Origin of the sequence: Streptomyces triticisoli (genome assembly GCF_003270085.1) — a bacterium.
In the GTDB taxonomy this organism is placed as follows: domain Bacteria; phylum Actinomycetota; class Actinomycetes; order Streptomycetales; family Streptomycetaceae; genus Streptomyces; species Streptomyces triticisoli.
On record NZ_QFDQ01000193.1, the window covers coordinates 1 to 23671 of the forward strand.

The 23671-nt window shown below is 72.6% G+C and carries 17 protein-coding genes and 1 pseudogene; 6 read left to right on the forward strand and 12 right to left on the reverse strand.

What is annotated here, in order from left to right; translation table 11 throughout:
* Window positions 1-1427 (reverse strand): FtsW/RodA/SpoVE family cell cycle protein (locus DEP02_RS24895; RefSeq protein ID WP_112469969.1); only part of this gene is annotated, 1427 nt, incomplete at its 3' end.
* Window positions 1428-1786: 359 nt separating this feature from the next.
* Here DEP02_RS24895 and DEP02_RS24900 point away from each other — a divergent pair.
* Window positions 1787-2429 (forward strand): annotated as a pseudogene (locus DEP02_RS24900) (TetR/AcrR family transcriptional regulator).
* A gap of 136 nt (window positions 2430-2565) precedes the next feature.
* Here the strand turns inward: DEP02_RS24900 and DEP02_RS24905 are convergent.
* A complete protein-coding gene (locus DEP02_RS24905; RefSeq protein WP_112469926.1) occupies window positions 2566-3558 on the reverse strand; it encodes a DUF2510 domain-containing protein in 993 nt (330 codons plus the stop codon).
* A 304-nt stretch (window positions 3559-3862) separates the two neighbouring features.
* Here DEP02_RS24905 and DEP02_RS24915 point away from each other — a divergent pair, with 304 nt between their 5' ends.
* Window positions 3863-6541 (forward strand): ATP-binding protein, encoded by a 2679-nt coding sequence (locus DEP02_RS24915; RefSeq protein ID WP_112469927.1) that lies wholly within the window; start codon window positions 3863-3865, stop codon window positions 6539-6541.
* Window positions 6542-6876: 335 nt separating this feature from the next.
* Here the strand turns inward: DEP02_RS24915 and pcaDC are convergent, their stop codons facing one another.
* Genes pcaDC through DEP02_RS24950 form a run of 7 tightly spaced genes read right to left on the reverse strand, consistent with a single transcriptional unit; the run spans window position 6877 to window position 13345 of the window.
* Window positions 6877-7992, reverse strand: coding sequence for a bifunctional 3-oxoadipate enol-lactonase/4-carboxymuconolactone decarboxylase PcaDC (gene pcaDC / locus DEP02_RS24920; protein WP_112469928.1), 1116 nt, complete (start codon window positions 7990-7992; stop codon window positions 6877-6879).
* Window positions 7989-9347 (reverse strand): 3-carboxy-cis,cis-muconate cycloisomerase, encoded by a 1359-nt coding sequence (gene pcaB / locus DEP02_RS24925; RefSeq protein WP_112469929.1) that lies wholly within the window; start codon window positions 9345-9347, stop codon window positions 7989-7991. Before pcaB ends, pcaDC begins: the two co-directional genes overlap by 4 nt.
* Entirely contained in the window at window positions 9344-9946 is a 603-nt protein-coding gene (gene pcaG / locus DEP02_RS24930) for a protocatechuate 3,4-dioxygenase subunit alpha (protein WP_112469930.1), read from the reverse strand. The genes pcaB and pcaG overlap by 4 nt, the downstream gene beginning before the upstream one ends.
* A 6-nt stretch (window positions 9947-9952) precedes the next feature.
* Entirely contained in the window at window positions 9953-10726 is a 774-nt protein-coding gene (gene pcaH, locus DEP02_RS24935; RefSeq protein ID WP_112469931.1) for a protocatechuate 3,4-dioxygenase subunit beta, read from the reverse strand.
* 20 nt (window positions 10727-10746) lie between these two features.
* Window positions 10747-11949 carry a thiolase family protein gene (locus DEP02_RS24940; protein WP_112469932.1) on the reverse strand — a complete coding sequence of 401 codons (1203 nt, stop codon included), beginning with the start codon at window positions 11947-11949 and terminating at the stop codon, window positions 10747-10749.
* Window positions 11946-12590, reverse strand: a complete 645-nt coding sequence (locus DEP02_RS24945) for a CoA transferase subunit B (protein WP_112469933.1) — start codon at window positions 12588-12590, stop codon at window positions 11946-11948. The genes DEP02_RS24940 and DEP02_RS24945 overlap by 4 nt, the downstream gene beginning before the upstream one ends.
* The gene (locus DEP02_RS24950) at window positions 12590-13345 is read right to left on the reverse strand and encodes a CoA transferase subunit A (protein ID WP_112469934.1); all 756 of its coding nucleotides are present in this window, start codon (window positions 13343-13345) and stop codon (window positions 12590-12592) included. Before DEP02_RS24950 ends, DEP02_RS24945 begins: the two co-directional genes overlap by 1 nt.
* 234 nt (window positions 13346-13579) lie before the next feature.
* On the opposite strand from DEP02_RS24950, the gene DEP02_RS24955 reads away from it, so the two are divergent.
* Window positions 13580-14044 (forward strand): MarR family winged helix-turn-helix transcriptional regulator, encoded by a 465-nt coding sequence (locus DEP02_RS24955; protein WP_112469935.1) that lies wholly within the window; start codon window positions 13580-13582, stop codon window positions 14042-14044.
* Window positions 14045-14070: 26 nt separating this feature from the next.
* Here the strand turns inward: DEP02_RS24955 and DEP02_RS24960 are convergent, their stop codons facing one another.
* Complete coding sequence (locus tag DEP02_RS24960) at window positions 14071-15057, reverse strand: DUF3048 domain-containing protein (RefSeq protein WP_112469936.1); 987 nt, start codon at window positions 15055-15057, stop codon at window positions 14071-14073.
* Window positions 15058-15257: 200 nt separating this feature from the next.
* Here DEP02_RS24960 and DEP02_RS24965 point away from each other — a divergent pair, with 200 nt between their 5' ends.
* Window positions 15258-16448 (forward strand): zinc-dependent alcohol dehydrogenase, encoded by a 1191-nt coding sequence (locus DEP02_RS24965; RefSeq protein ID WP_112469937.1) that lies wholly within the window; start codon window positions 15258-15260, stop codon window positions 16446-16448.
* A 91-nt stretch (window positions 16449-16539) separates the two neighbouring features.
* On the opposite strand, the gene DEP02_RS24970 is transcribed toward DEP02_RS24965, so the two are convergent.
* Both DEP02_RS24970 and DEP02_RS24975 read right to left on the reverse strand, forming a co-directional pair.
* Window positions 16540-18729, reverse strand: coding sequence for an OmpL47-type beta-barrel domain-containing protein (locus tag DEP02_RS24970; RefSeq protein WP_112469938.1), 2190 nt, complete (start codon window positions 18727-18729; stop codon window positions 16540-16542).
* 23 nt (window positions 18730-18752) lie between these two features.
* Window positions 18753-21242 (reverse strand): ThuA domain-containing protein, encoded by a 2490-nt coding sequence (locus DEP02_RS24975; RefSeq protein ID WP_112469939.1) that lies wholly within the window; start codon window positions 21240-21242, stop codon window positions 18753-18755.
* A gap of 214 nt (window positions 21243-21456) precedes the next feature.
* Here DEP02_RS24975 and DEP02_RS24980 point away from each other — a divergent pair, with 214 nt between their 5' ends.
* Both DEP02_RS24980 and DEP02_RS24985 read left to right on the forward strand, forming a co-directional pair.
* Entirely contained in the window at window positions 21457-22443 is a 987-nt protein-coding gene (locus DEP02_RS24980; RefSeq protein ID WP_112469940.1) for a multicopper oxidase domain-containing protein, read from the forward strand.
* 72 nt (window positions 22444-22515) lie between these two features.
* On the forward strand, window positions 22516-23553 hold the full coding sequence (locus tag DEP02_RS24985) for a LacI family DNA-binding transcriptional regulator (protein ID WP_112469941.1): 1038 nt from the start codon (window positions 22516-22518) through the stop codon (window positions 23551-23553).
* Window positions 23554-23671 lie beyond the last annotated feature (118 nt).

Genomic DNA, 23671 nt, shown 5'->3' on the forward strand with positions numbered 1-23671 from the left:
CGACGCGGCCAGGCCGGGCGCAGGCGGCGCTCGCGGCCGGCCAGGGCCGCGCGGACCGCGGGTTCACCGCGGGTCGCGGCGAGCAGGAGACCCACCGCGTACAGGGCGGAGACCAGCGCGCTGCCGCCGTAGGAGAACAGCGGCAGGGGTACGCCCGCGATCGGCACCAGCCCGAGAACCCCGCCGATGTTGATGCCGGCCTGGACCGCGAACCAGGTGACGACGGAGCCCGCCGCCAGACGGACGAACGGGTCGGTGCTGCGGTCGGCGATCCGCAGGCCGCCCGCGCACAGCGCCGCGAACAGGGCCAGCACGGACAGGGTGCCGGCCAGCCCGAGCTCCTCCCCGACGACGGCGAAGATGAAGTCGGTGTGCGGCTCGGGCAGTTGACCCCACTTCTCGATGCTCGCACCGATTCCGTTGCCGAACGGGCCGCCCGTCGACAGCGCGTACAGACCGTGCACCACCTGCCAGCACTGGTCGTCCGGGCCGGGGTCGCTCGCGCCGAGGCAGGCGAACCGGGACATGCGGTGCGCGCTGGTGGTGATCAGCGCGGCGGCGAGCAGCCCCGCGCCCGCCAGGGCGGCCCCGAACAGCCGCAGCGGCGCACCGGCCAGCCACAGCAGACCGAACAGCACCGCCCACAGGACGACCGCGGTTCCCATGTCGCCGCCGAGCATCAGCAGTCCCGACAGCAGCAGCGCGCCGGGCACCAGTGGTACGAGCAGATGCTTCCACTGGTCCAGCAGCCCGTGCCGCTGCTTGCGGGCCAGCAGGTCCGCGCCCCACACGAGGAACGCGACCTTGGCGAACTCACCGGGCTGCACCACGTACGGGCCGCCCAGGGAAAGCCAGTTGGTCTGGCCGTTGACGGTCCGTCCCAGCCCCAGCCCCGGCACCTGCACCAGCGCCAGCAGCAGTATGGATCCGCCCAGCAGCGGATAGGCCAGCCACCGGTGCCTCTCCACCGGCATCCGGGCGGCCGACAGCGCCAGGGCGGTGCCGATCGCCGCGGCCACGACCTGCTGCCGTAGATAGAACGTCGACGGCAGACCCTGGCGCAGGGCCTGGATCTGCGAGGAGGAGAACACCATCACCAGCCCCAGGACGGCGAGCAGCACCGCACTGCCCGCCACCAGGTAGTAGGCGGTCAGCGGCCGGTCCCAGGCCCGCCGCAGCCGCACCACGGCAGGGTGCGGGCGGCTTCTCGCGGGCGCGACCGCCCGCCCGGTACGTCCGGTGCGTGGCCGGACCGCTGTTGCCTCGGCCCGTTCCACCCGTCGGTGTCCACGTGTCGGTGCGGCACCCCGGGCACCCGGCACTCGCTTCCCCGTACGAGTGCTCCGTGAATCGCGCACGTGCGCAACCGCGGACGGGCGCCCCCGTTTGTCCGGCGCACGGCGCTTCGGCGCCGGTGGGATTCCCATGCCGTCAGCAGTGCGGGCCGCGCCGGTGCCCGAAGAGGGCGAGGCGGCGTTCCAGATCTTCCCGGCCGTCCCGCGCGGTGCGCACGGCGAGGACGGTGTCGGCAACGTGTCTCACGTCGGCCATCCTCCCCGGTGACGTCCTCAACTCGCCCACTGCGCAAGCCTGGTAGGGACCATGATCACATGCCGCAACCTCTCCCGAGGACAGGAAGGACGCTCCGGCCCTCATGGAACAGCCCTGGTGTCGATACGGTGGCGTACCGATGCGTTCCCGTACCAGTACGCTTGCGTATCGATGGGGTTGCGCCGCAGGAGAGCGGGCACCAAGCCCCCTGGACACGAGTGAGGAGCAGGGAGCGATGGCGTCGCAGGCCGTGGACCGACCGGAGGCGGTGGTCGCCCCGCGTCGCTCCAGGCTCACTCCCGAGCGTGAACAGGAGTTCTTCGACGCCGTGCTCGAGCAGGTCCGCGAGTGCGGCTACGACGCCGTCACCATGGAGGGCGTCGCCGCCACCACCCGGTGCAGCAAGTCCACGCTCTACCGGCAGTGGCGGAGCAAGCCGCGGTTCGTGGCGGCCGCCCTCCGCTCCAGCAGCCGCTCGCGCTTCGCCGGCATCGACACCGGCTCGCTCGCCGAGGACCTGCGGCAGGTCGCGCGGACCGCGGGGGAGTGGTCGGGCCAGGACGCCCGCCTCCTCCAGGTGCTCGGGCACGCGATCACGACGGACTCCGAGCTGAAGCGGGCGCTGCGCGAGACGCTCGTGGAGCCGGAGGTCGCCGCGCTGCGGGAGATCCTGTGGCGCGGGGTGGAGCGCGGCGAGGTCGATGCCGGCAACCCGGCGCTGGAGTTTCGTGCCCGCGCAGCTGTTCGGCGTCCTGCGCGTCCGGCCCGTGCTGGAGGGGGAGTACGCCGACCCGGACTATCTGGTCCGGTTCGTGGAGGCCGCGGTGCTGCCCGCGCTCGGCCTCGGTTCACGGCTCAGGTCGCCGTCCACGGGATGACCGGACGGTGATCTGCTCGCGCCGCACCGTGGGGACGGGGGCGGCGCGCACCCCGGCCGGGTGGGGTACCCCTGGAGCGGAGGGGCGCCCCACCCGGCCGACGTGGGTCCGGGGCGATTCGAAGGTCCGGGGTGGATCAGACGTTCTGGCCGCTGCCGCCGCCCGAACTCGCCTTGATGCCCCGGGTGATCTCGTCGATCACGGACTGCTTCTGGCCCACGTCCACGCCGAAGCGTACGACGACCAGCTGCCGCGCGTTCGCCGGCGAGGGGAAGGCCAGCGACTCCACATAGCCGTCGGCGCCCTCGCGGGTGATGGCCTTCCAGCGGACCAGGTAGCCCTTCTGCCCGGCCACCGTCACCGCCTCGGAAGCCAGCACCCGGTGCGAGGTGATCCCGCCGTAGGCCGTGCCGCCGTAGGACTCCTCGGCGTTCGCCGCGATGTCGGCCTTGGCGACCTCCTCCGCCGTACGGCCCCGGGTGCCCAGCGCGATCGCGGGCGCCGAGTAGGCGCCGCCCTTGGTGCAGCTCTTGTCGGTGTCGCCGGGGCACTTGTAGGCGTCGCTGGAGGTGACCTGGGCGCCCACCGCGAACTGCTGGCCGTACCAGCCGTCGGGTATGGGCAGGCTGATGCCGCTGAGCGCGTCGGTCACCGAACCGCTCCTGATCTTCGGCGGCTCCGACCGGCCGTCACCGGACCCGCCGGAGCCCCCGGACCCACCCGACCCGCCCGGACCGCCGCCCCGGTCGCCCGGCCCCTGCTGCGACTCGGCCCGGCTGCCGCTGCCGCCGCCGTCCTTGCTCAGCGCGTACACACCGACGCCGATGCTCGCCAGCACCGCCACGGCCAGGGTGATGGCGACGCCGGTGCGCAGACCGCGGCGCGAGGAGACCGGCGGCTGAACCTGAAAGCCGGGATATCCCGGGTGGCCTGAATGTTCCGGATGCGCCGGATGTGTCGGGTGCGGCCCTGCCGCCGACGGCTGCGCAGGGGGACCCCATGCGGCCGCCGGCCCTGCCGGGCGGATCCGGTCCGTCCACGCCTCACCGTCCCACCAGCGCTCGGTGGCGGGGCCGTCACTTGTCTGCCCCGGGTCGGGGTACCACCCGGGAGGAGTCGCCTGCGTCATGCCCCCACCGTATGAGGCGCGGGTGAAAGCCCGATGAGGGGACCCGGATCCGGGACCGGAACCGGTCTCGGAGCTGGTCCCGGATCCGGTCCCGGACCCGGTCCGTTCCCGCCTCGCCGCCCGCCCCCGCCGTACGCCTGTTGACTTCCCGCCTCCGCCCGCACTGGTCACGGGCCCGCCCCGTCGCCCTTCCGTACCGCAGGTCACCCATCATGGCAACAGGCACGAAGACCCTCTCCGTCGCGGCCGCTCGGCGGCTACGCTCGAAGTGTGCACGCCACCGGGCGACTTGGGAGGTAGCGGGATGACGGAGGTACGGCCGGGCTCGGCCGCCTCGGCTCCCCTGTGGGAGCGCGACGAGGAAATCACCACCGTCCAGCGCGCGGTCGATGTCCTGTGCGCCGACCGTTCGTCCTCGGGAGGGCTGCTGGTCTTCCAGGGAGAGGCCGGACTGGGCAAGACCGCCCTGCTGGCCGAGGTGCGGCGCATCGCCGAGCAGCACGGCTGCACCGTGTGGTCGGCGCGCGGCGGCGAGACCCTCCGGTCCGTCCCCTTCAACGTGGTGCGGCAGTTGTTGCAGCCGGTGCTCGTGTCGATGATGCCCGAGGAGGCCCGCGAGTACCTCGGCGACTGGTACGACATCGCCGGCCCCGCCCTCGGCATCGCGGAGCCCGGGGGCCGGCAGGCCGACCCGCAGGGCGTGTGCGACGGCCTGGTCGCCGCGGTGCGCCGGCTGACCAAGCGCGAGTGGCCGCTGGTGCTGCTGATCGACGACGCCCACTGGGCCGACGAGGAGACCCTGCGCTGGCTCGCCGCGTTCGCCGAACGCCTCGACGACCTGTCCGTGCTGGTCGTCGTCACCCGCCGGCCCTCGGCGACGGACGGGGACGGCACCCGGAGCCTGGACGCGGCCGTCGCCGCCGCGGGCGTCAGCGATCTGAGCGCCCTCACCCCGGAGGCCACCGCCGGACTCACCCGCACCAACCTCGGCCCGCACGCCGACGCCCCGTTCTGCCGCGAGGTGTGGGCCGTCACCGGCGGCAACCCCTACGAGACCGTCGAACTCCTCGCCAAGGTGCGCGACAGCGAGCTCGAACCGGTCGAGGCCCGGGCCGGTGAACTGCGTGCCCTGAACCGCTCCGCCCGCGGCGGCGGCCTCGTCGCCCGCCTCGAGGAACTCGGCATCGACGCCACCCGGTTCGCCTGGGCCGCCGCCATCCTGGGCACCGACATCACCGTGGACCTGGTCGCCCGGCTCGCCACCATGGGCCGCGACGACGCCGCACGCTGCGCCCGACTGCTGCGCGACGCCCGCATCCTCACCGAACCCGACCCGGCGACCGCGCGAGGCAGGGACGGCGAGCTGGAGTTCGTGCACCCGCTGATCGCCACCGCCGTCTACAACTCCATACCGGACGCCTTGCGCACCGCCATGCACGGTATCGCCGCCCAGGTCGTCACCGACTCCGGACTCGGCGCCGCCGCGGCCTCCCGGCACCTCCTCCAGGTCCACCCGGACGACGACGAGGAACTCGTCGAGCAGTTGCGTCAGGCGGCCCGCGAACACCTCGCCGTCGGCGCCTCCGACGCGGCCCGCCGCTGCCTGGAGCGGGCCCTGCTGGAACCGCCGGCCCCCGAGGTGCACGCGCGTGTGCTCCACGAGCTGGGCTGCGCGACCCTCCTGACCGCGCCCGCCACCACCATCGAGCACCTCCAGCGGGCGCTGAGCATGCCCGGCCTGGACAGCGGCACCCGCGTGGACGCCGTATGGCGGCTGTCCGAGGCCCTGCTCCACAACAACCAGCTGGAGGAGGCCGTCCGCACGGTGGAGGCGGAGGCCGCCCGCCACGAACCGGGGCCCACCCGGCTGCGGCTGCAGGCCGTGCAGTACATGTGGGAGGGCCTGCACGCCGGCGAGGCGATCTCGCCGGACCGCTCCGAGCGGCTCGCCGGACTCGCCGCGGGCTGCACCGGGCGCGACAACGCCGAGCGTGCCCTGCTGATCCTGCGCGGCTTCGACGCCATGACCCGTGGCGAGAGCGCCGAGGAGGTCGTCGAACTGTGCGACCGCGCCCTCGTCAACGGCCGCCTCGCGCCCGGACTCGGCTGGACCGACACCGAATGGGGCATCGAGCTGCTGCTGATGCTCACCGCCGCCTACGCCTACAGCGACCGCCTCGACCGGGCCGAGGCCCTCTGCACCGAAGCGGCGCGCGCCTACGAGAGCGCGGGCTGGAGCGGCGGCCACCTCGCCCTCGCGCACGCCTACGTCGGCCTCTGCCACCGCAGGCGCGGCCGGCTGGGAGAGGCCGAGACGGCGCTGCGCGAGTCGGTGCGGCTCGCCGAACGGGTCGGCCGCGGACTGCCCCTGCACTGGACCGCGACCTGCAACCTGGTCGACACCCTGCTCGCCCGCGGCCACGTCGAGGAGGCCTGGGAGGCCGCCGAGCGGTACGAGTTCGCCCCGCCCTACCCGTCCACCATCATCATCCCCGACCCGCGCAGCGTGCGCGGCAGGCTGCTGCTCGCCCTCGGCCGCACCAAGGAGGGCGTCAACGAGCTGGAGGCGGCCGAGAAGGCGGCGGCCGCCCGCGGCCACCACAACCCGGTCACGGTGCCCTGGGCGGCCGACCTGGCCCGCGCGCTCGCCACCGAGGATCCCGCCCGGGCCGGGCGGCTCGCCGCCGACGTCCGCCGCCAGGCCGAGCGGTTCGGCACCGACACCGCCATAGGGGAGGCCCTGCGCTGCGCCGCCGCCCTGGAGACCGGCCGGCGCGCGGTCCACCTGGCCGCCCAGGCCGTCACCTACCTGGAGGCCTCCCCCTGCCAGTACGAACACGCCGCCGCCCGCGTCGAGTTCGGCATCGCCGCCCGCTCGGCCGCCGAACTCCAGCGGGGCCTGGCACTGGCCGACTCCTGCGGCGCGGACGGCCTGGCGGCCCGGGCCCGGCACGTTCTGGACTCGGAGCACGGTCTGCGGTAGTCGGCATACTGAGCAGCTGGTCACCGCTCGCCGCGCCGCCCGCACCGCGTGCCTCGGGGCACCGGCCGCGGATCGGCTCCGAACCGGCGAAGCCGGGGCGGCTGCGGCCGGGCCGGCCTCGGAGATGCGGGCGGGCGCGCCGGCGGCGAGCCGCAGTACGTGCCCGTCGGCTCTGCCCCTGTGCCGGGAGCCGACCCGGTGCTGCCCGCACCGGCTGCGGAGCCGTCCGCCCAGGCTGCGGAGCCGTCCGCACCGAGGCGCCGTCGTCAGCCCTCGCCGGGTTGCCGGGGTCAGCCCGCACCGGCTGCCGAGCCGCCCTCGCCGGGTTGCCGGGGTCAGCCCTCGCCGGGCTCCTCCGCCAGCACCCGCTGGGCCACCGCGAACGCCGAGTTGGCCGCCGGGACCCCGCAGTACACGGCGCTCTGCAGCAGCACCGCGCCGATCTCCTCGGGGGTGAGCCCGTTGCGGCGGGCCGCCCGTACGTGCATGGCCAGTTCGTCGTAGTGGCCGTGCGCGGTCAGCGCCGTCAGGGTGACCATGCTGCGCTCGCGGCGGGTCAGCGTCGGATCGGTCCAGATCTCGCCCCAGGCGTAGCGCGAGATGAAGTCCTGGAAGCGGGCCGTGAACGGGGTCTGCCGGGCCTGCGCCCGGTCCACGTGCGCGTCGCCGAGCACCTCGCGCCGCACCTCCATGCCCCGCCGGGGAGCACCGTCGAAGTGGGTGCGCAGCGCCGCCAGGACGGCCTCCGGGCACTGCGCGGGCGCCAGGTGCGAGGCACCCGGGATCTCGACCAGCGCCGAGCCCGGCACCGCGTCCGCGATCTGCCGCAGATGAGCGGGCGGGGTGGCCGGGTCCTCGCGGCCCGCGATCAGCAGCGTGGGCGCGGTGATCTCCGGCAGCCGGTCGGTCAGGTCGAAGGCGGCCAGCGCGTCGCAGCAGGCGGCGTACGACTGAGGGTCCGCCTCCCGGTGGTCGCGGACCAGCTCCGGCACGGTGAAGTCACCGGCGAACCACCGCGCGTCGGCGCCCTCGGCCAGCCAGTCCAGCCCGTCCCGGCGGACCCGCTCGGCCCGTTCCTGCCACGCCTGGGCGCCGTTGAAGTGCGCCGAGGAGCAGAGCACGGCGAGCGAGTCGACACGCTCGGGGTGGTGCACGGCCAGGTGCAGACCCACCGCCCCGCCCAGCGACACCCCCGCGTACGCGAACCGCTCGATACCGAGCGAGTCGGCGAGCGCCAGCACCAGACCGGCGAGGTCACCGACGGTCGCACCCGGACCGATCAGCCCGGCCGGCGAACCGCCGTGCCCGGGCAGGTCCCAGCGGACCACCCGGTGGGAGATCGACAGCTCGGGGGCGACCTTGTCCCACAGCGCGTACGAGGTGCCCAGCGACGGCCCGAGCAGCAGCGGGGCAGCGGAAGCGGGGCCTTCGGCAAGGTGGTTCAGAGTCAACGTCGCTCCAGAGCACGGTCGGTGAGGGGGGCTGCGGCACCCGTGTAGCGGGCGGGGTCGGTGAGCTCGTCCAGCTCGATGCCCTTGTCCTTCAAGTCGGGCTGTTCAGCCAGGAGTTCGCCGAGGCCGCGGTCTTCGGCATAGGAGCGGCGGGCGAGTTCGGTGAGCAGTTCCTTCGCGCGGGCGCGGCCGAGCACGGGTGCCAGTTCGGCCGACAGCCGCTCGGAGACGATCAGCCCGTGGGTGAGGTGGAGGTGCGCGCGCATCGCGTCCGCGTTCACCCGCAGCCCCCCGGTCAGCTCCGCGGAGTCCCGGGCGGCGCCGCCGACCAGCCGCAGCAGTTCCCGCAGCGGCTCCCACTCGGCGTGCCAGGCACCGGGCGGCCGCTCGTCCTCCGCCGCCAGTGAGGCGTACAGCGTGGCCGCGAGCTGCGGTGCGCGCCGGGCCGTGGAGGCGATCAGGGTGGACCGCACGGGGTTCGCCTTGTGCGGCATGGCCGACGAACCACCGCCACTGCCCTCCGCGAGTTCGGCGGTCTCCGTGCGGGACAGCGCCAGTACGTCCACCGCGACCTTGCCCAGCGCCCCGGCGGCGAAGGCCAGGCCTCCGGCGAGGTCGGCGACCGGTGTGCGCAATGTGTGCCAGGGCAACAGCGGCTCGCACAGGCCCAGTTCACGGGCGTACGCCGCGACCAGCGCGGTCGCGTCCTCGGCGCCGTACGCCGAGAAGGCCGCCAGGGTGCCTGCCGCGCCGCCGAGTTGGACGGGCAGTGTGTCCCGTACCCGGGTGAGCCGGTCCCGGGCGTCCAGCACCAGCGACCGCCATCCGGCCGCCTTCAGGCCGAACGTCGTCGGCACCGCGTGCTGGGTCAGCGTCCGCCCCGGCATCACGGTGTCACGGTGCTCGGCGGCCAGCCGGGCCAGCGCCTCCCCGGTGCGGGCCAGGTCGGCCAGGACCAGGTCCAGGGTGCGCACGGCGACCAGCATCGTCGCCGTGTCCATGATGTCCTGGCTGGTCGCGCCCCGGTGGACGTAGGAGCCGTACTCCTCGCCCACCGCCTCGGTGAGGTCCGCCACCAGGGGGATGACGGGGTTCCCGCCGCCGCGGGCGCGCCCGGCGAGCGCGCCCACGTCGAAGCGGGCCGGATCCGCCGCCCGGGTCACCGCCTGAGCCGCCCCCGCCGGGGCGAGGCCGAGCGCGGCCTGGGCCCGGGTGAGGGCGGCCTCCGCGTCCAGCAGCGCCGCCAGATAGGCGGAGTCGCTGGTCGTGGACGCGGCGGGGGAGCCTGCCCAGCCGGGGCCGAGCAGACCGGTATCGGCCTCGAAGGGCAGGGGACCGGCAGGGGGAGGTGTCACTGGAACTCCAGGAAGACCGTCTCGCCCTCGCCCTGAAGGCGGATGTCGAAACGGTACGCCCCACTGTCCTCCCGCACCGCGATCAGCGTGCCGCGTCGCTCCTCGTCCAGTTGGGCGAGCAGCGGGTCGTCGGCCAGCGCGGCGTCACCGGGCAGGTAGATCCGGGTGAACAGGTGTACGAGCAGCCCGCGGGCGAACACGCACACGCTGAGGTAGGGGGCGTTCCGCCCGCGTGCGCCGGGCCGCAGCGTCCGTACGTACCAGTGGCCGTCGGCGTCGGTCTGGATGCGGCCGAAGCCGGTGAACTCCACGCCGTTGCGGCCGAGGTAGCCGCCGGAGGCCGGGTCGCGCCGCATCGAGCCGTCGACGGCCGGCAGGTTGCCGTCCGGGTCCGGCCCCCACACCTCCAGCAGGGCGTCCGGCAGCGGCCGGCCCTCGCCGTCGTACACGTACCCGTGCACGGTGACCGTCTCCGGGTGCCCCAGGGGCGCGACGTCCTCGCCGCCCTTGAAGGGGAGCGCATGGCCGTAGAAGGGGCCCACCGTATGCGACGGCGTGGGCAGCACGTTCTCGGGGCTGCTCGTGTCGATCTTCGTCATGGCAGGTCAGCGCCCTTCTTCGATCCAGGTGGCGTGCGGGCCGTCCAGCACGATGTCCCAGTGGTAGCCGAGCGAGAACTCCGGCACCGACAGACTGTGGTCGTAGGTGGCGACCAGCCGCTGCCGGGCGGCGTCGTCCGTCACCGACTGCAGGATCGGGTCGTGCGCGAAGAGCGGGTCGTTCGGGAAGTACATCTGCGTCACGAGCCGCTGCGTGAACGCCGAACCGAACACCGAGAAGTGGATGTGCGCCGGACGCCAGGCGTTGAGGTGGTTGCGCCACGGGTACGGGCCCGGCTGGATCGTGGTGAAGTGGTAGAAGCCCCTGTCGTCCGTCAGCGTACGGCCCACACCGGTGAAGTTGCGGTCCAGCGGGGCGTCGTGCTGCTCGCGCTGGTGGGCGTAGCGGCCGGCGGAGTTGGCCTGCCAGATCTCGACGAGCTGGCCGCGCACCGGCCGCCCGTCGCGGTCCAGCAGCCGACCGGAAACGGTGATCCGCTCGCCGACCGGCACCCCGGAGTGCTGCCGGGTGAGGTCGTTGTCGATCTCGGTGATGTCCCGCTCGCCGAACGCGGGCGAGGACAGCTCGACCAGCTCCGGGTCCTTGCTGACGTCGATGGCGACCAGCGGCTGCCGGGGGTGGCGCAGCACCGAGGAGCGGTACGGCGCGTAGTCGCGGCGCGGGTGGTGCTCGACCGGGGCGCCGTCGGCGACGCGCTTCTCGTACGCGGCGTGTTCGGCCGCGATCTCCTGGTCGATGTCGTGCTGAGTGAGAGTCATGGGATTTCCTCACGCTTCCTTTAGCGTTCGAGGACGAGGGCGAGGCCCTGGCCCACGCCGATGCAGAGGGTGGCGACGCCGGTGCCGGTGCCCTTGCGGGCGAGCTGGTGGGCGACGGTGCCGGCGAGCCGGGCGCCGGAGGCGCCGAGCGGGTGTCCGAGGGCGATGGCGCCGCCCTGGGGGTTGAGGACCGCGGGGTCGAACTCGGGCCATTCGGCCAGGCATCCCAGGACCTGGGCGGCGAAGGCCTCGTTGAGTTCGAGGACGTCGAGTTCGGCGAAGGTCCTGCCGGCCTTGGCCAGGGCACGGTTGACCGCTTCGACGGGGGCGAGCCCGAAGTAGTGCGGGTCGGTGGCGGACACGCCGGTGGCCGAGATCCGGGCGAGGGGTTCGCGGCCGGTGGCCTTCAGCCCCTCCTCGTCCACCAGGAGCAGGGCGGCGGCGCCGTCGTTCAGGGGCGAGGCGTTGCCGGCGGTGACGCTTCCGTTCTCCTTGCGGAAGGACGGCTTGAGCTTGGCCATCGCGGCCAGGGAGGCGTCGGGCCGTACGCACTCGTCGGCGGCGAGGACGACCGGGTCGCCCTTGCGCTGCGGGATCGTCACCGCGGCCAGCTCGGCGTCGAACAGGCCCTCGGCCTGCGCCTTGGCCGCCTTCTGGTGGGAGGCGAGGGCGAACTCGTCCTGCTGCTCACGGCTGATCTTGTGCTTGTCGGCGATGAGTTCGGCGGACTCGCCCAGCGGGATGGTCCACTGGGGGTCCATCCTCGGGTTGACCATGCGCCAGCCGAGGGTGGTGGAGTACAGCTCGGCGTGCCCGGCCGGGAACGGCCTCTCCGACTTGGGCAGGACGTACGGGGCCCGGGTCATGGACTCCACACCGCCCGCCACGGCGATGGAGGCGTCGCCCACGGCGATGGCACGGGCGGCCTGGACGACCGCCTCCAGGCCGGAGGCGCACAGCCGGTTGACGGTCACGCCGGGCACCGTGGTGGGCAGGCCGGCCAGCAGCGCGGCCATACGGGCGACGTTGCGGTTCTCCTCGCCGGCGCCGTTGGCGTTGCCGAAGTACACGTCCTCGATCCGGGCCGGGTCCAGCTCCGGGGTGCGGGCGAGGAGTTCACGGATCGCGTGGGCGGCGAGGTCGTCCGGGCGCACCGACGCCAGGCCGCCGTTGTAGCGGCCGACCGGGGTGCGTACGGCATCGACGAGGTAGACGTCCTTCACTTCAGGTCCTCCGCGACGGTCAGTTCGGCGTCGGTCTTGGCGATGACCTCCTCCACGGTGACGCCGGGGGCGGTCTCGACGAGCAGCAGTCCGTCGGGGGTGACGTCGAGGACGCCGAGGTCGGTGATGATCCGGTCGACGCACGCCTTGCCGGTCAGCGGCAGGGTGCACTCCTGGCGGACCTTGGGGGAGCCGTCCTTGGCGGTGTGGGTCATCACCACCAGGACGGTGCGGGCGCCGTGGACCAGGTCCATCGCCCCGCCGATCCCGGTGATCATCTTGCCGGGGACGGCCCAGTTGGCCAGGTCGCCGCCGGCGGAGACCTGCATGGCGCCCAGTACGGCGACGTCGATGTGACCGCCGCGGATCATGGAGAAGGACAGCGCGGAGTCGAAGAAGGAAGCGCCGGGCAGGACCGTGACGGTCTCCTTGCCGGCGTTGATCAGGTCGGGGTCGACCTGCTCCTCGGTGGGGTAGGGGCCGGTGCCCAGGATGCCGTTCTCCGACTCCAGGACCACCTCCACGCCCGCGGGCAGGTGGTTGGGGATCAGGGTGGGCAGGCCGATGCCGAGGTTGACGTACTGGCCGTCGCGCAGTTCGCGCGCGGCCCGGGCGGCCATCTCGTTGCGGGTCCAGGCCATCAGTTGCTCACCGTCCGCTGCTCGATCTGCTTGTCGGCCGCCTGCTGGGGGGTCAGGGCGACCACCCGCTGCACGAAGACGCCCGGCAGGTGCACCGCGTCCGGGTCGATGGCGCCGGGCTCGACCAGCTCCTCCACCTCGGCGATGGTGACCTTGCCGGCCATGGCGGCCAGCGGGTTGAAGTTGCGGGCGGACTTGTTGAACACCAGGTTGCCGTGCCGGTCGCCCTTCGCGGCGCGGACCAGGGCGAAGTCGGTGCGGATGCCGCGCTCCAGCACGTACTCCACCCCGTCGAACTCCCGGACCTCCTTGGGCGGCGAGGCCAGCGCCACCCCGCCCTCACCGTCGTAGCGCCAGGGCAGCCCGCCCTGGGCGACCTGGGTGCCCACGCCGGCCGGGGTGTAGAAGGCGGGGATGCCGGCGCCGCCGGCGCGCAGCCGCTCGGCCAGGGTGCCCTGGGGGATCAGCTCCACCTCCAGCTCGCCGGCCAGGTACTGGCGGGCGAACTCCTTGTTCGCGCCGATGTAGGAGCCGGTCACCCGCGCGATCCGGCCGGCCGCCAGCAGCACCGCCAGGCCGGACTCCATCGCGCCGCAGTTGTTGGACACCACCGCCAGCCCGCCGGTCCCGCGCTGGTACAGCGCCTGGATCAGCACGTTCGGTACCCCGCTCAGCCCGAAACCGCCTACGGCGAGCGACGCGCCGTCCGGCACATCGGCCACCGCCTCCCGGGCCGTGGCGACCACCTTGTCCATCGAAAGAAGCCTCATCTCTGCCGAGCGTCCAGCACCCGAATAGTCAGGGCACTGATTATTTCGTCGAGGTTCCCTTCACGCTGCCATTTGATGCGTGAACCGTCAAGGTCCGGGTAAAACCGCCGGTCAGTGGCTCATGGATGCCGGGGCGGCCGATGGCCCGCAGACGGTATCGTTCAGTACACCTACAGAATTACCACGGAACCGAACGACGGACCGACGCGAGGAGCGCACATGGCCGCGGTGGACCTCTCGACCCACCCCGGGCACCTGGCCCGGCGGCTGCAGCAGGCGCACTACCTGCTGTGGAACACGATGGTCTCCGAGGAGATCACCTCGCCGCAGTTCGCGGTCCTGAACGCGCTCGTCGCCGAGCCGGGGCTCGACCAGCGCACGGTGGGGGAGCGGGTGGGCCTCGACCGGTCCACCGTCGCCGAGGTGATCAGCCGGCTCGGCCGCCGCGGGCTGCTCGACAAGGTGCGTGACCCGCAGGACGGCCGCCGCTTCCTGCTGCGGCTGACCCAGGAGGGGGAGCGCACCCACCGGAAGCTCACCGTGCGCACGGCCAGGATGAACCAGGTCTTCCTGGGACCGCTCGACGCCGAGGAGCAGGCCCTCTTCTGCGACCTCATCCGGCGCGTCGCGGACGCGGCCGAGGGGCTGCGCAACCCGGCGGAGCCCCTCGCCGCGCAGCCCTGACGAAGCGCAGCCCTGACACATGCGCCTCACCGGCCGGTGAGGACCACCCAGACCTGGCCCCGGGCGAAGTTCACGGGTGTGCCGTCGGCGGCCGTGAACTCGGTGCCGTCCGCCGCCCGCGCCCGCTTCCAGGTGACGTCGTGGACCCGCCCGTCGCGCAGCACCTCCGCCGTCCCGGACCCCACGGTCTCGGTGTACGGGGTGTGGTTGCCGAGCGAGTCGTGCAGGCCCGACCTGCGCACTTTCACGTGCTGCACCACCACCGTCGCGGCCACCACCTGCTTGCCGCCGGCGGTGACGGCCGGTCTGCCGTCCATCGCCACCTGCCAGCCGTGGAGCCGCGCGGACCAGGTGAAGGTGAACCGGGCCGCCGGGTAGCGGACCGTGCGCGAGGTCTCGGGACGGCCGCCGGCCGGGGCGGGGCCGTAGTGGAAGCCGGTGGTCAGCGCGTCCGCGCCCGGTGCGGAGGTCAGGAGCCGGTCAGGGCGCAGGTAGAGGTTGTGCGGGGCCGCCCGGCCGGGGCCCCGGAAGTAGGCGTCCGGGTGTTTGTCGGGCGTCTCGGCGGACAGCGGGGCCTTGTCGATCAGCGGCAGCAGTTTGTGCTGTGCGCCGGAGAAGGCGAGCGTGGGGCGGTCGAACTGGCGCAGCAGCTCCAGATCGGACTCGCGCGCGCTGCGCACCGGCCCGACGACCGGGGGCAGCTTCGTGGCGTAGACGGCCATCAGCCGGCTCAGCCCTCCCTCGACCTGCTCGGCGTACACGATGTCGGCGGCGTCGAGGCCGGTCTGGGGGCGGGCCGGCGCCACATTGTCGATCTTGACGACGAGTACCGGACCGGCGTGCTCCGGGCTCCGTGCCGGTGCCGACGACGGGCTCCTCGTGCGTTCCCCCGCGCCCCGCCCGTCCTCGGAGGCACCGCCGCCCCGCGCCGTGCACCCCGCCGCCAGGGCCGACAGCAGCAGCCCCGCCGTCACGGCGCGCCGCACCCGCGATCTTCGTCCCAAGCCCGCCATATGGCCCCCGTCCCTCTCTCTTTGTCTCCGATTGTGAACTTGTCCGTTCATGAGTGGCCATACCCGCTCATTTTTGATCACGCGCGTCGGGCTGGGCCGTTCGGCCCTCTGCGGTTCGCCGGTTCGGGTCCGGGTACCCGGGGCCGTGCTCAGAAGCACGGGAGCGCGATGCGAGCGCGGCAGGGAAGGGACGCGGCACGATGAAGGCAGTGACCTGGCAGGGCAAGCGCGACGTTCGAGTGGAAGAGGTCCCCGACCCGAAGATCCAGGAGCCGACGGACGCCGTCATCCGGGTCACCTCGAGCGGGCTGTGCGGCTCGGACCTGCACCTGTACGAGGTGCTCACCCCGTTCATGACACCCGGCGACATTCTCGGCCACGAGCCCATGGGCATCGTGGAGGAGGTGGGCTCGGAGGTGCCGAACCTCAAGCCCGGCGACCGGGTGGTCGTACCGTTCCAGATCTCCTGCGGCCACTGCTACATGTGCTCCGCGGGCCTGCAGACCCAGTGCGAGACCACCCAGGTCACCAGCGAGGGCATGGGCGCGGCCCTGTTCGGCTACACCCGCCTGTACGGCGCCGTGCCGGGCGCCCAGGCCGAGTACCTGCGCGTGCCGCAGGCGCACTACGGCCCGATCAAGGTCCCCGAGGGCACGCCCGACGACCGGTTCTTCTACCTCTGCGACGTGCTGCCCACCGCCTGGCAGGCGGTCGAGTACGCCGCCGTACCGCGCGGCGGCACCGTGGCCGTGCTCGGCCTCGGGCCCATCGGCGACATGGCGTGCCGGATCGCCAAGGCACGCGGCGCCGGAAGGGTGTTCGGCGTGGATCTGGTCCCGGAGCGGCTCGCCCGGGCGCGCCGGCGGGGCGTGGAAACCTACGACCTGCGCGGCTTCCACCACGAGAAGGACCTGGTCGCCGCGATCCACGACGAGACCGGAGGGCGCGGCCCCGACGCCGTGATCGACGCGGTCGGCACCGAGGCGCACGGCAGCGCGGTCGCCCGGCTCGTCCAGCAGACCGCCGCGGTGATGCCGCGCGCCCTGGGCGGACCGCTCGCCGAACGCTTCAGCGTGGACCGGCTCGCCGCCCTCCACACCGCCATCGAGCTGGTGCGCCGCGGCGGCACGATCTCCCTCTCCGGCGTGTACGGCGGCTCGGCCGACCCGATGCCGATGCTCACGCTCTTCGACAAGCAGATCCAGCTGCGGATGGGCCAGGCCAACGTCCGCCGCTGGAGCGACGAGATCATGCCCTACCTGACGGACGAGGACCCGCTCGGCGTCGACGACTTCGCCACGCACCGCGTGCCGCTGACGGACGCGCCGCACGCGTACGAGATGTTCCAGCGCAAGCAGGAGGGCGCCGTCAAGGTGCTGATGAAGCCCTGAGCACAGCCGGGCGAAGAGGAGGGACTGGCCGTCTCCTGACGGCCGGTCCCTCCGTCTTTTCCGGTTCGCGCCTTTTCGGCTTCCCCGGTTCCTACAGCTCCTTGATCCGTACGTCCCGGTAGGAGACCACGTCCGTCGTGCCGTGCACCTGGAGTCCGATGTGGCCGGAGGCGAACCGCCGCCCGTCCGTGCCCGGGTCGTCCGGGCGGGGCGGGGAGAAGTCCTGGCCGCCGATGTTGTCGAACTCGTTGATCAGCACGCCGTTGCGGTGGACCGAGTAGTGCTGGCCGACCACGCGGATCTCGTAGTCGTTCCAGGTGCCCTTCTGGGTGACGCCGGCCCCGGCGAGCCCCACCCGGTCGAAGCCGTAGACCGAACCGGTCTTGTACATGTCCCCGTCGGGCCGGTCGAGCACCTGCACCTCGTGCCCGTACTTGATGGCGACCCACTCCGGCCGCGACTCCTCCGGATGGTCGTGGACCCACGGGAACCGTACGAAGACACCGGAGTTGGCGTTGCCGTCGCCCGGAGCGTCGTCACGCCACTGGAGGCGCAGCGAGAAGTCGCCGTACTTGCGCTGCGGGAACCACAGCATGCCCAGGCCGTCCCTGGTGGTGCCGCTGGTGATCGAACCGTCGGGGTTCAGCGCGAACGAACCGCCGCCGGCCTGCTCCCACTGGGCGAAGGAGGCCGCGCTGCCGTCGAGGATCGTGCGGTACCCGGTGGTCCGGCCGGGCGTGCCGATGCCGGACTGGCGGGCGGCCTGCTGGACGGCCTTGTACTCCCGCCGGTCGAGGACCCCTTCCTTGAGGAGCCGGTCCAGGACCGTCTTCACGTGCTTGAGGAACAGGGCCTGGGACGTCCACTCCTTCTCGTCCTCGATCAACTCGCCGATCCGGCACCGGCTGTCGGTGATCCGGTTCGGCACGCCCGAGTCGACCGTACCGACGATCACCGTCAACCGCTCGTCGTACTCGGGGCAGTTGGGCGCGGGCACCCCGCCGCCCGCCACGACCGCGAAGCTCACGGTCCGCGGCTCGGACGTGTTGCCGGCCCTGTCGCTCGCCCGGTACGCCACGGTGTGGCGGCCGGCACGGTCGACGAACACCGGCGCGGTGTAGGCGACGTACGGCCCGCCGTCGAGCGAGTACTCGACGCCCGCCACCCCGGAGCCGCCCTCGTCGGCCGCGCTCACGGTCACCTTGGCGTAACCGACGTACGCCCCGTCGGAGTTCCGTGTGCCGTCGACGGTCACCCCGGTCACCGGCGGGGTGGTGTCCTGTGCGGGCGGGGCGACGACGGTGAACTCCACGCTCTTCTCCGCCGACACGTTGCCCGCCTTGTCGGTGGCCCGGTAGCGCACGGTGTGCGTGCCGGGCTGATGCACCATCACCGGGGCGGTGTACGGCTGCCAGGCGCCGGAGCCGGCCGCGTACTCGATCGTGTTGACCCCGGAACCGGTGTCGGAGGCCGAGACGGTCACCGTCGCCATGGCGACATAGGCGCCGTCTGTGTTCCGCTCGCCGCTGACCGTCGCCGAGGTCTCCGGCGGTGTCGTGTCGTCCGACGGCGGGGCGACGACCGTGAACTGCACGCTCCTGTCCGCGGAGACGTTGCCGGCCTTGTCCGTGGCCCGGTAGTGGATCGTGTGGGTGCCCACCTGGTCCACGACGACGGGGGCGGTGTACGGCAGCCAGTCGTCCGGCGTCGTGCCGAAGGCGTACTGGACGCGGTCGACTCCCGACCCTCCACCGTCGGTCGCGTCGATGGTCACGCTCGCCGCGCCGACGTACTCTCCCCGCGCGTTCCGGGTGCCCTCCACGGTCGCCGACGTCTCCGGCGCCGTCGTGTCCGGGCCGCCGCCCTCGGTCACCACCAGGACGCCCTGCATCTGCCCGTGGCCGGGAATGGTGCAGTGGTAGAAATAGCGGCCCGGGGTGAGGACGACCTCGGCGGTGTGACGGCCGCCCCGGTCGTCGTACGGGGCGGCGAGGATGTTGAGCCGGACGTCGTTGTTGTACTCGGGGTCGGAGGTGCCGAAGGTCAGGGTGTGCGGCATCCCCGTGGTGTTGCCGGTCGCCGCGCTGTTCTCGAAGACGATCGTCGCCGCTCCCGCCACCGCCGTCGCCGGCGCCGAGGTGTACCGGGTGATGTCGTCGCCGGCGGTCCAGGTGAGCACCTGGGCGGCGGCCGTCCGGGCCGGAGCGCCGGCCTGTCCGGCGGCGGACGCCGTCTGCGGACCCAGCACCATCAGCAGGGCTGCCAACAGGGCCGTCCACATTCCTCGTTGACGCACTCGACGGGTCACTGTGCCGTCCCCCTCGCCAGCTGGTCGGCGGCCGGCGTCGGTCCGCCGCCCGTGTAGGTGACGCGCCACAGCGCCGACTTGGCGTCCGAGGTGAAGAAGCCGCGGCCGTAGTCGAGGACGTACAGCGCGCCGTCCGGACCGAACTTCCAGTCCATGAGGTTCTTGATGCCGTCGTTGCCGACCGGCACGATCTTCTTCAGCGACTCCGAGTGCACCGGCAGCCCGCCGTCGCCCAGCGTCCTCGGGTCCATCAGGACGGCGTTGCGTGGCTGGTCGGCGTCGTAGAAGTCGCCGACGAACCACTTTCCGTCCCAGTACGAGGGCCACTTGACCGTACTCGTGTCCGACCCGTCGTACCGGTAGACCGGGCCGTTCATCGCGGCCTGCCCGCCGCCCTTGAGCCACGGCAGCCGGTAGGTGGCCTCCTCCTTCCGGTACGACGGGACCCCGTTCGCGTCGCGCGGGTAGTCCGGGCCGCCGCCCTGGGGCGAGTACCAGATGTTGTTGCCGGTGACCGGCGGGAGGTTGACCAGGCCGTCGTTGTTCGGGGACTCGTTCTTCGGGTGGTCGCAGTCGTACCAGCCCAGCGGCTTCGACGGGTCGGGCAGGTTGCGGTCGCGGTAGGGCTGCTTGTCGCCCATGCAGTACGGCCAGCCGCGGTTGCCCGCCCGGGTGATGGCGGCGAACGTGTCGTACTTGGCCGGACCCCAGGTCGGCGACGGCTCGCCCGCGTCCGGGCCGACCCAGCCCGCGTACAGGACGTCGGTCTTCTGGTCGACGAAGATGCGCGCGGGGTTCCTGACTCCCATCACATAGATCTCGCCGCGTGTCTTGCCGCCGCCCTCGGCGGTCTCCTTGCCGGTGAAGAGGTTGCCGTCGGGGATCGTGTAGGTGCCGTCGGGCTCCGGGTGGATGCGCAGGATCTTGCCGTTGAGGTTGTTGGTGTTGCCGGCGGTGCGGCGGGCGTCGGCGAAGGACACGCCCTGGTAGCTGGGCTGCGGGTTGTTGCCGGAGTAACCACCGCTGAAGCCGCTGGAGTTGGTGTCGCCCGTGGCGATGTACAGGTTGTCCCGGGAGTCCCAGGTCATCCCACCGCCCGCGTGACAGCAGCTGTGCACCTGCACCGGCCACCTGAGCAGCACCTTCTCGCTGCTCAGGTCCAGTCTGTCGGTGGCGGGGTCGAGCGTGAAGCGGGAGACGCGCCGCTCGGCGATCCGTGTGTCGCGGTCGAGCCGCGAGTGGGGTGTGTAGTGCAGGTACACCCAGCCGTTCTGCTCGAAGCGGGGGTCGAGCTCGATCCCGAGGAGGCCCTCCTCGACCTTGGTGAGCTCGTCGCCGCCGCCCTTGTTGCCGAAGACCGTCAACTCGCCCGCCAGGGTGACCTGCTTGGTCCTCGGGTCGTAGACGTGGACCTGTCCCCTGCCCTTGCCGACGTCCGGGTCGTTCCAGTCGGTGACCACCGGCCGGGAGGAGTCGGCGCCGCCGCGGCCGATGTAGAGGACACGGCCGTCGGGGGCGGTGACCAGGCCGTGCGGCTCGCCGATCTGGTCGTTCTGCCCGGGCTGGTTGGGCCGGGTGAGGCGCTCGGCCCGGTAGTTCGCGGTGATCGTCGCCTTGCAGTCGGCCTGCGCCAGCCGGGTGGTCCACAGCAGGGCGCCGCGCAGATGACCGCGGAAGTCCGTCTCGTCGTACGACGACACGGTGCCGCCCATGCCGGTGTAGAAGGAACGGCCGCCGTCGTAGTCGCGGCACCAGCTGACCGGATGGTCCCAGCCGGCCGCGCCCGCTCCCGGCTGGTACGTCGACTCGCGCACCCGCGCCACGGTGTGCACCGTGCCGGACGGGTTCTTGGCCCAGTTGAGCCACCGGTCGGCACGCTTCCACTCCAGCGGCAGCTCCCTGGTCGCGGGGTGCTGCCGGTCGCCGACCTCGACGGTGGCCCGCTGGACGGTCGTCGGACCGGAGGCGGCCGGGCGGGCGCCGATGAGTCCGGTGAACCAGTCGGAGTAGGGTTCGGCGCGAGCCGCGTCATGGATGCCGACGAAGCCGCCGCCGGCCTCCATGTAGGCCTCCAGTCCGGCCTCCTGGCCGGGGTCGAGGACATCGCCGCCGCCGGTCAGGAACACGATCGCGTTGTAGCGGCCGAGCCTGGTGGCGTTGGTGAAGACCGAGGCGTCGTCGGTGGCCTCGACCCTGAAACGCTCCTGCGCCGGTCCGGACAGGCCGATGCTCTCGATCGCCTCGATCCCGGCGTTCACCACCGGCGACTCGTCCCCGGCCGCGGCGGAACCGTGGAAGATCAGCACCCTTGCGTTGGAACCGCCCGGCGGCGACTTGACCGACATCGTTGCCAGAGCCGTCCCCGGATCCGGGCGCGCGCTCGCGGCGGGAGCCGAGAGCAGCCCGGCCGCCACGGCACCCGCGGCGACGGCGGCCGCCCAGACCCGTCCCGGCCGTGACCTCCTGCTCAACGCACGTAAGTACATGGGCCGTTGATGCGATGTGGACCGCATGTGGTCACCCATCCCTCCTCGGTCGCAGCAAACGCCAAGGAAGCTAGACCCCTTTGCATGACCCGCCAATAGGTACGGCCGTAGTTCAACGAACTTTGTCCTGAGTGTGGATAAACGGCCGGAGGGCCGGTACCTTTCGCGGAGTCCGAGTAACTTCCGTGATCGGATGGGGAGTTGAGGGTCCGCCATGGACAGACGCGGCTTCAACCGGAGGGTGCTGCTGGGCGGCGCGGCCGTAGCGACATCGTTGTCCCTGGCTTCCGGGGCCGAGGCCGAGGCCGCGGACACCGCCGCCACACCGCCGCGCACCGCGCCGGCCGGCGGCGAGGTGAAACACATCAGGATGTACGCCGAGAAGCTCCCCGACGGGCAGATGGGTTACGGCTTCGAGAAGGGCAGGGCGACGGTCCCCGGCCCGCTCATCGAACTCAACGAGGGCGACACGCTGCACATCGAGTTCGAGAACACCGTGGACGTGGCCGTGAGCCTGCACGTCCACGGCCTGGACTACGAGATCTCCAGCGACGGCACCACACTGAACAAGAGCGACGTGGAACCCGGCGGCACCCGCACCTACACCTGGCGCACCCACGTTCCCGGCCGCCGCAAGGACGGCACCTGGCGGGCGGGCAGCGCGGGCTACTGGCACTACCACGACCACGTCGTCGGCACCGAACACGGCACCGGCGGCATCCGCAGGGGCCTGTACGGACCGGTGATCGTCCGCCGCAAGGGCGACATCCTGCCGGACCGCACGCACACGATCGTCTTCAACGACATGACCATCAACAACCGCCCGCCGCACACCGGCCCGGACTTCGAGGCCACGGTGGGCGACCGCGTCGAGTTCGTGATGATCACGCACGGCGAGTACTACCACACCTTCCACATGCACGGTCACCGCTGGGCCGACAACCGCACCGGCCTGCTCACCGGCCCCGACGACCCCAGCCGGGTGATCGACAACAAGATCGTCGGACCGGCGGACTCCTTCGGCTTCCAGGTGCTCGCGGGGGAGGGCGTCGGGGCGGGCGCGTGGATGTACCACTGCCATGTGCAGAGCCACTCCGACATGGGCATGGTGGGCCTGTTCCTGGTGAAGAAGCCGGACGGAACGATCCCTGGGTACGAGCCCCACCAACCCCACCAGCCCCACGGGTCCCACGAGCGCTGAGAACGCTCTCACTCACTGACGGTTTCGGCCCGGAGCTATCCTGATCCGCAACCGCCGGTGAGGAGTGCCGAAGTGACCGAGACAGCGTCGCGCCCCACGTTGGAGGCCGTGGCCGCGCGGGCGGGGGTGTCGCGGGCCACCGTGTCCCGGGTGGTCAACGGCGGGGACGGGGTCAGACGGCCGCTGGCCGAGCGGGTGCTCCAGGCCGTGGAGGAACTCGGGTACGTGCCGAACCAGGCGGCCCGCAGCCTGGTGACCAAGCGGCACGACGCCGTCGCCGTCGTCATCGCCGAACCGGAGACCCGGGTCTTCGCCGACCCCTTCTTCGGGCTGCAGCTGCGCGGCATCAGCAAGGAGCTGACGGCCCATGACACCCAGCTCGTGCTGCTGCTGACGGAAGGGCGCGACGACCACGCCCGGGTCGGGCGCTACCTGGCCGGCGGCCACGTCGACGGCGCGCTCGTCTTCTCCCTCCACCTCGACGACCCGCTGCCCGGGCTGATCCAGCGCGCCGGGGTGCCCACCGTGTTCGGCGGACGGCCCGGCTGGAGCGACAGCACGCACGGGATCGTCTACGTCGACAGCGACAACCGGGGCGGCGCCCGGGAGGCCGTACGGCATCTCGTCGGCCTCGGCCGGAGCAGGATCGGGCACATCACCGGCGCCCTCGACCAGACCTCGGCGGCGGACCGGCTCGACGGCTACCGGGACGTCATGGGCGACGCCGACCCCAGGCTGATCGCCGAGAGCGACTTCACCCCCGCGGGCGGCGAGCGCGCCATGCGCGAACTCCTCGAGAACCGCCCCGACCTCGACGCCGTGTTCGCCGCGAACGACCTCACCGCCTCCGGCGCCCTGCGCGTGCTGCGCGAGCGCGGGCTACGGGTGCCCGAGGACGTCGCCGTGGTCGGCTTCGACGACATGCTGCCGGTGGCCGAGCAGACCGACCCGCCGCTGACGACCGTCCGCCAGAACATAGAGGAAATGGGCCGGCTGATGGCCCGCCTGCTGCTGCGCGGTCTGGACCGCGACGACTCCGAGGAGGACGCGGGCGGCCTGCCCGACAGCGTCGTCCTGCCGACGACACTGGTACGGCGTGCCTCCGCCTAGTGCCTGCCGAGGCACTGGCGCAGTGACCGCACAGGCGTGTGTCCTGCCGCTCGGAAGCGGCAGGACACACGGAGGTGGGACTCATGAGCGGTCCGCAGGCCCGCGGACCGACGGGGGC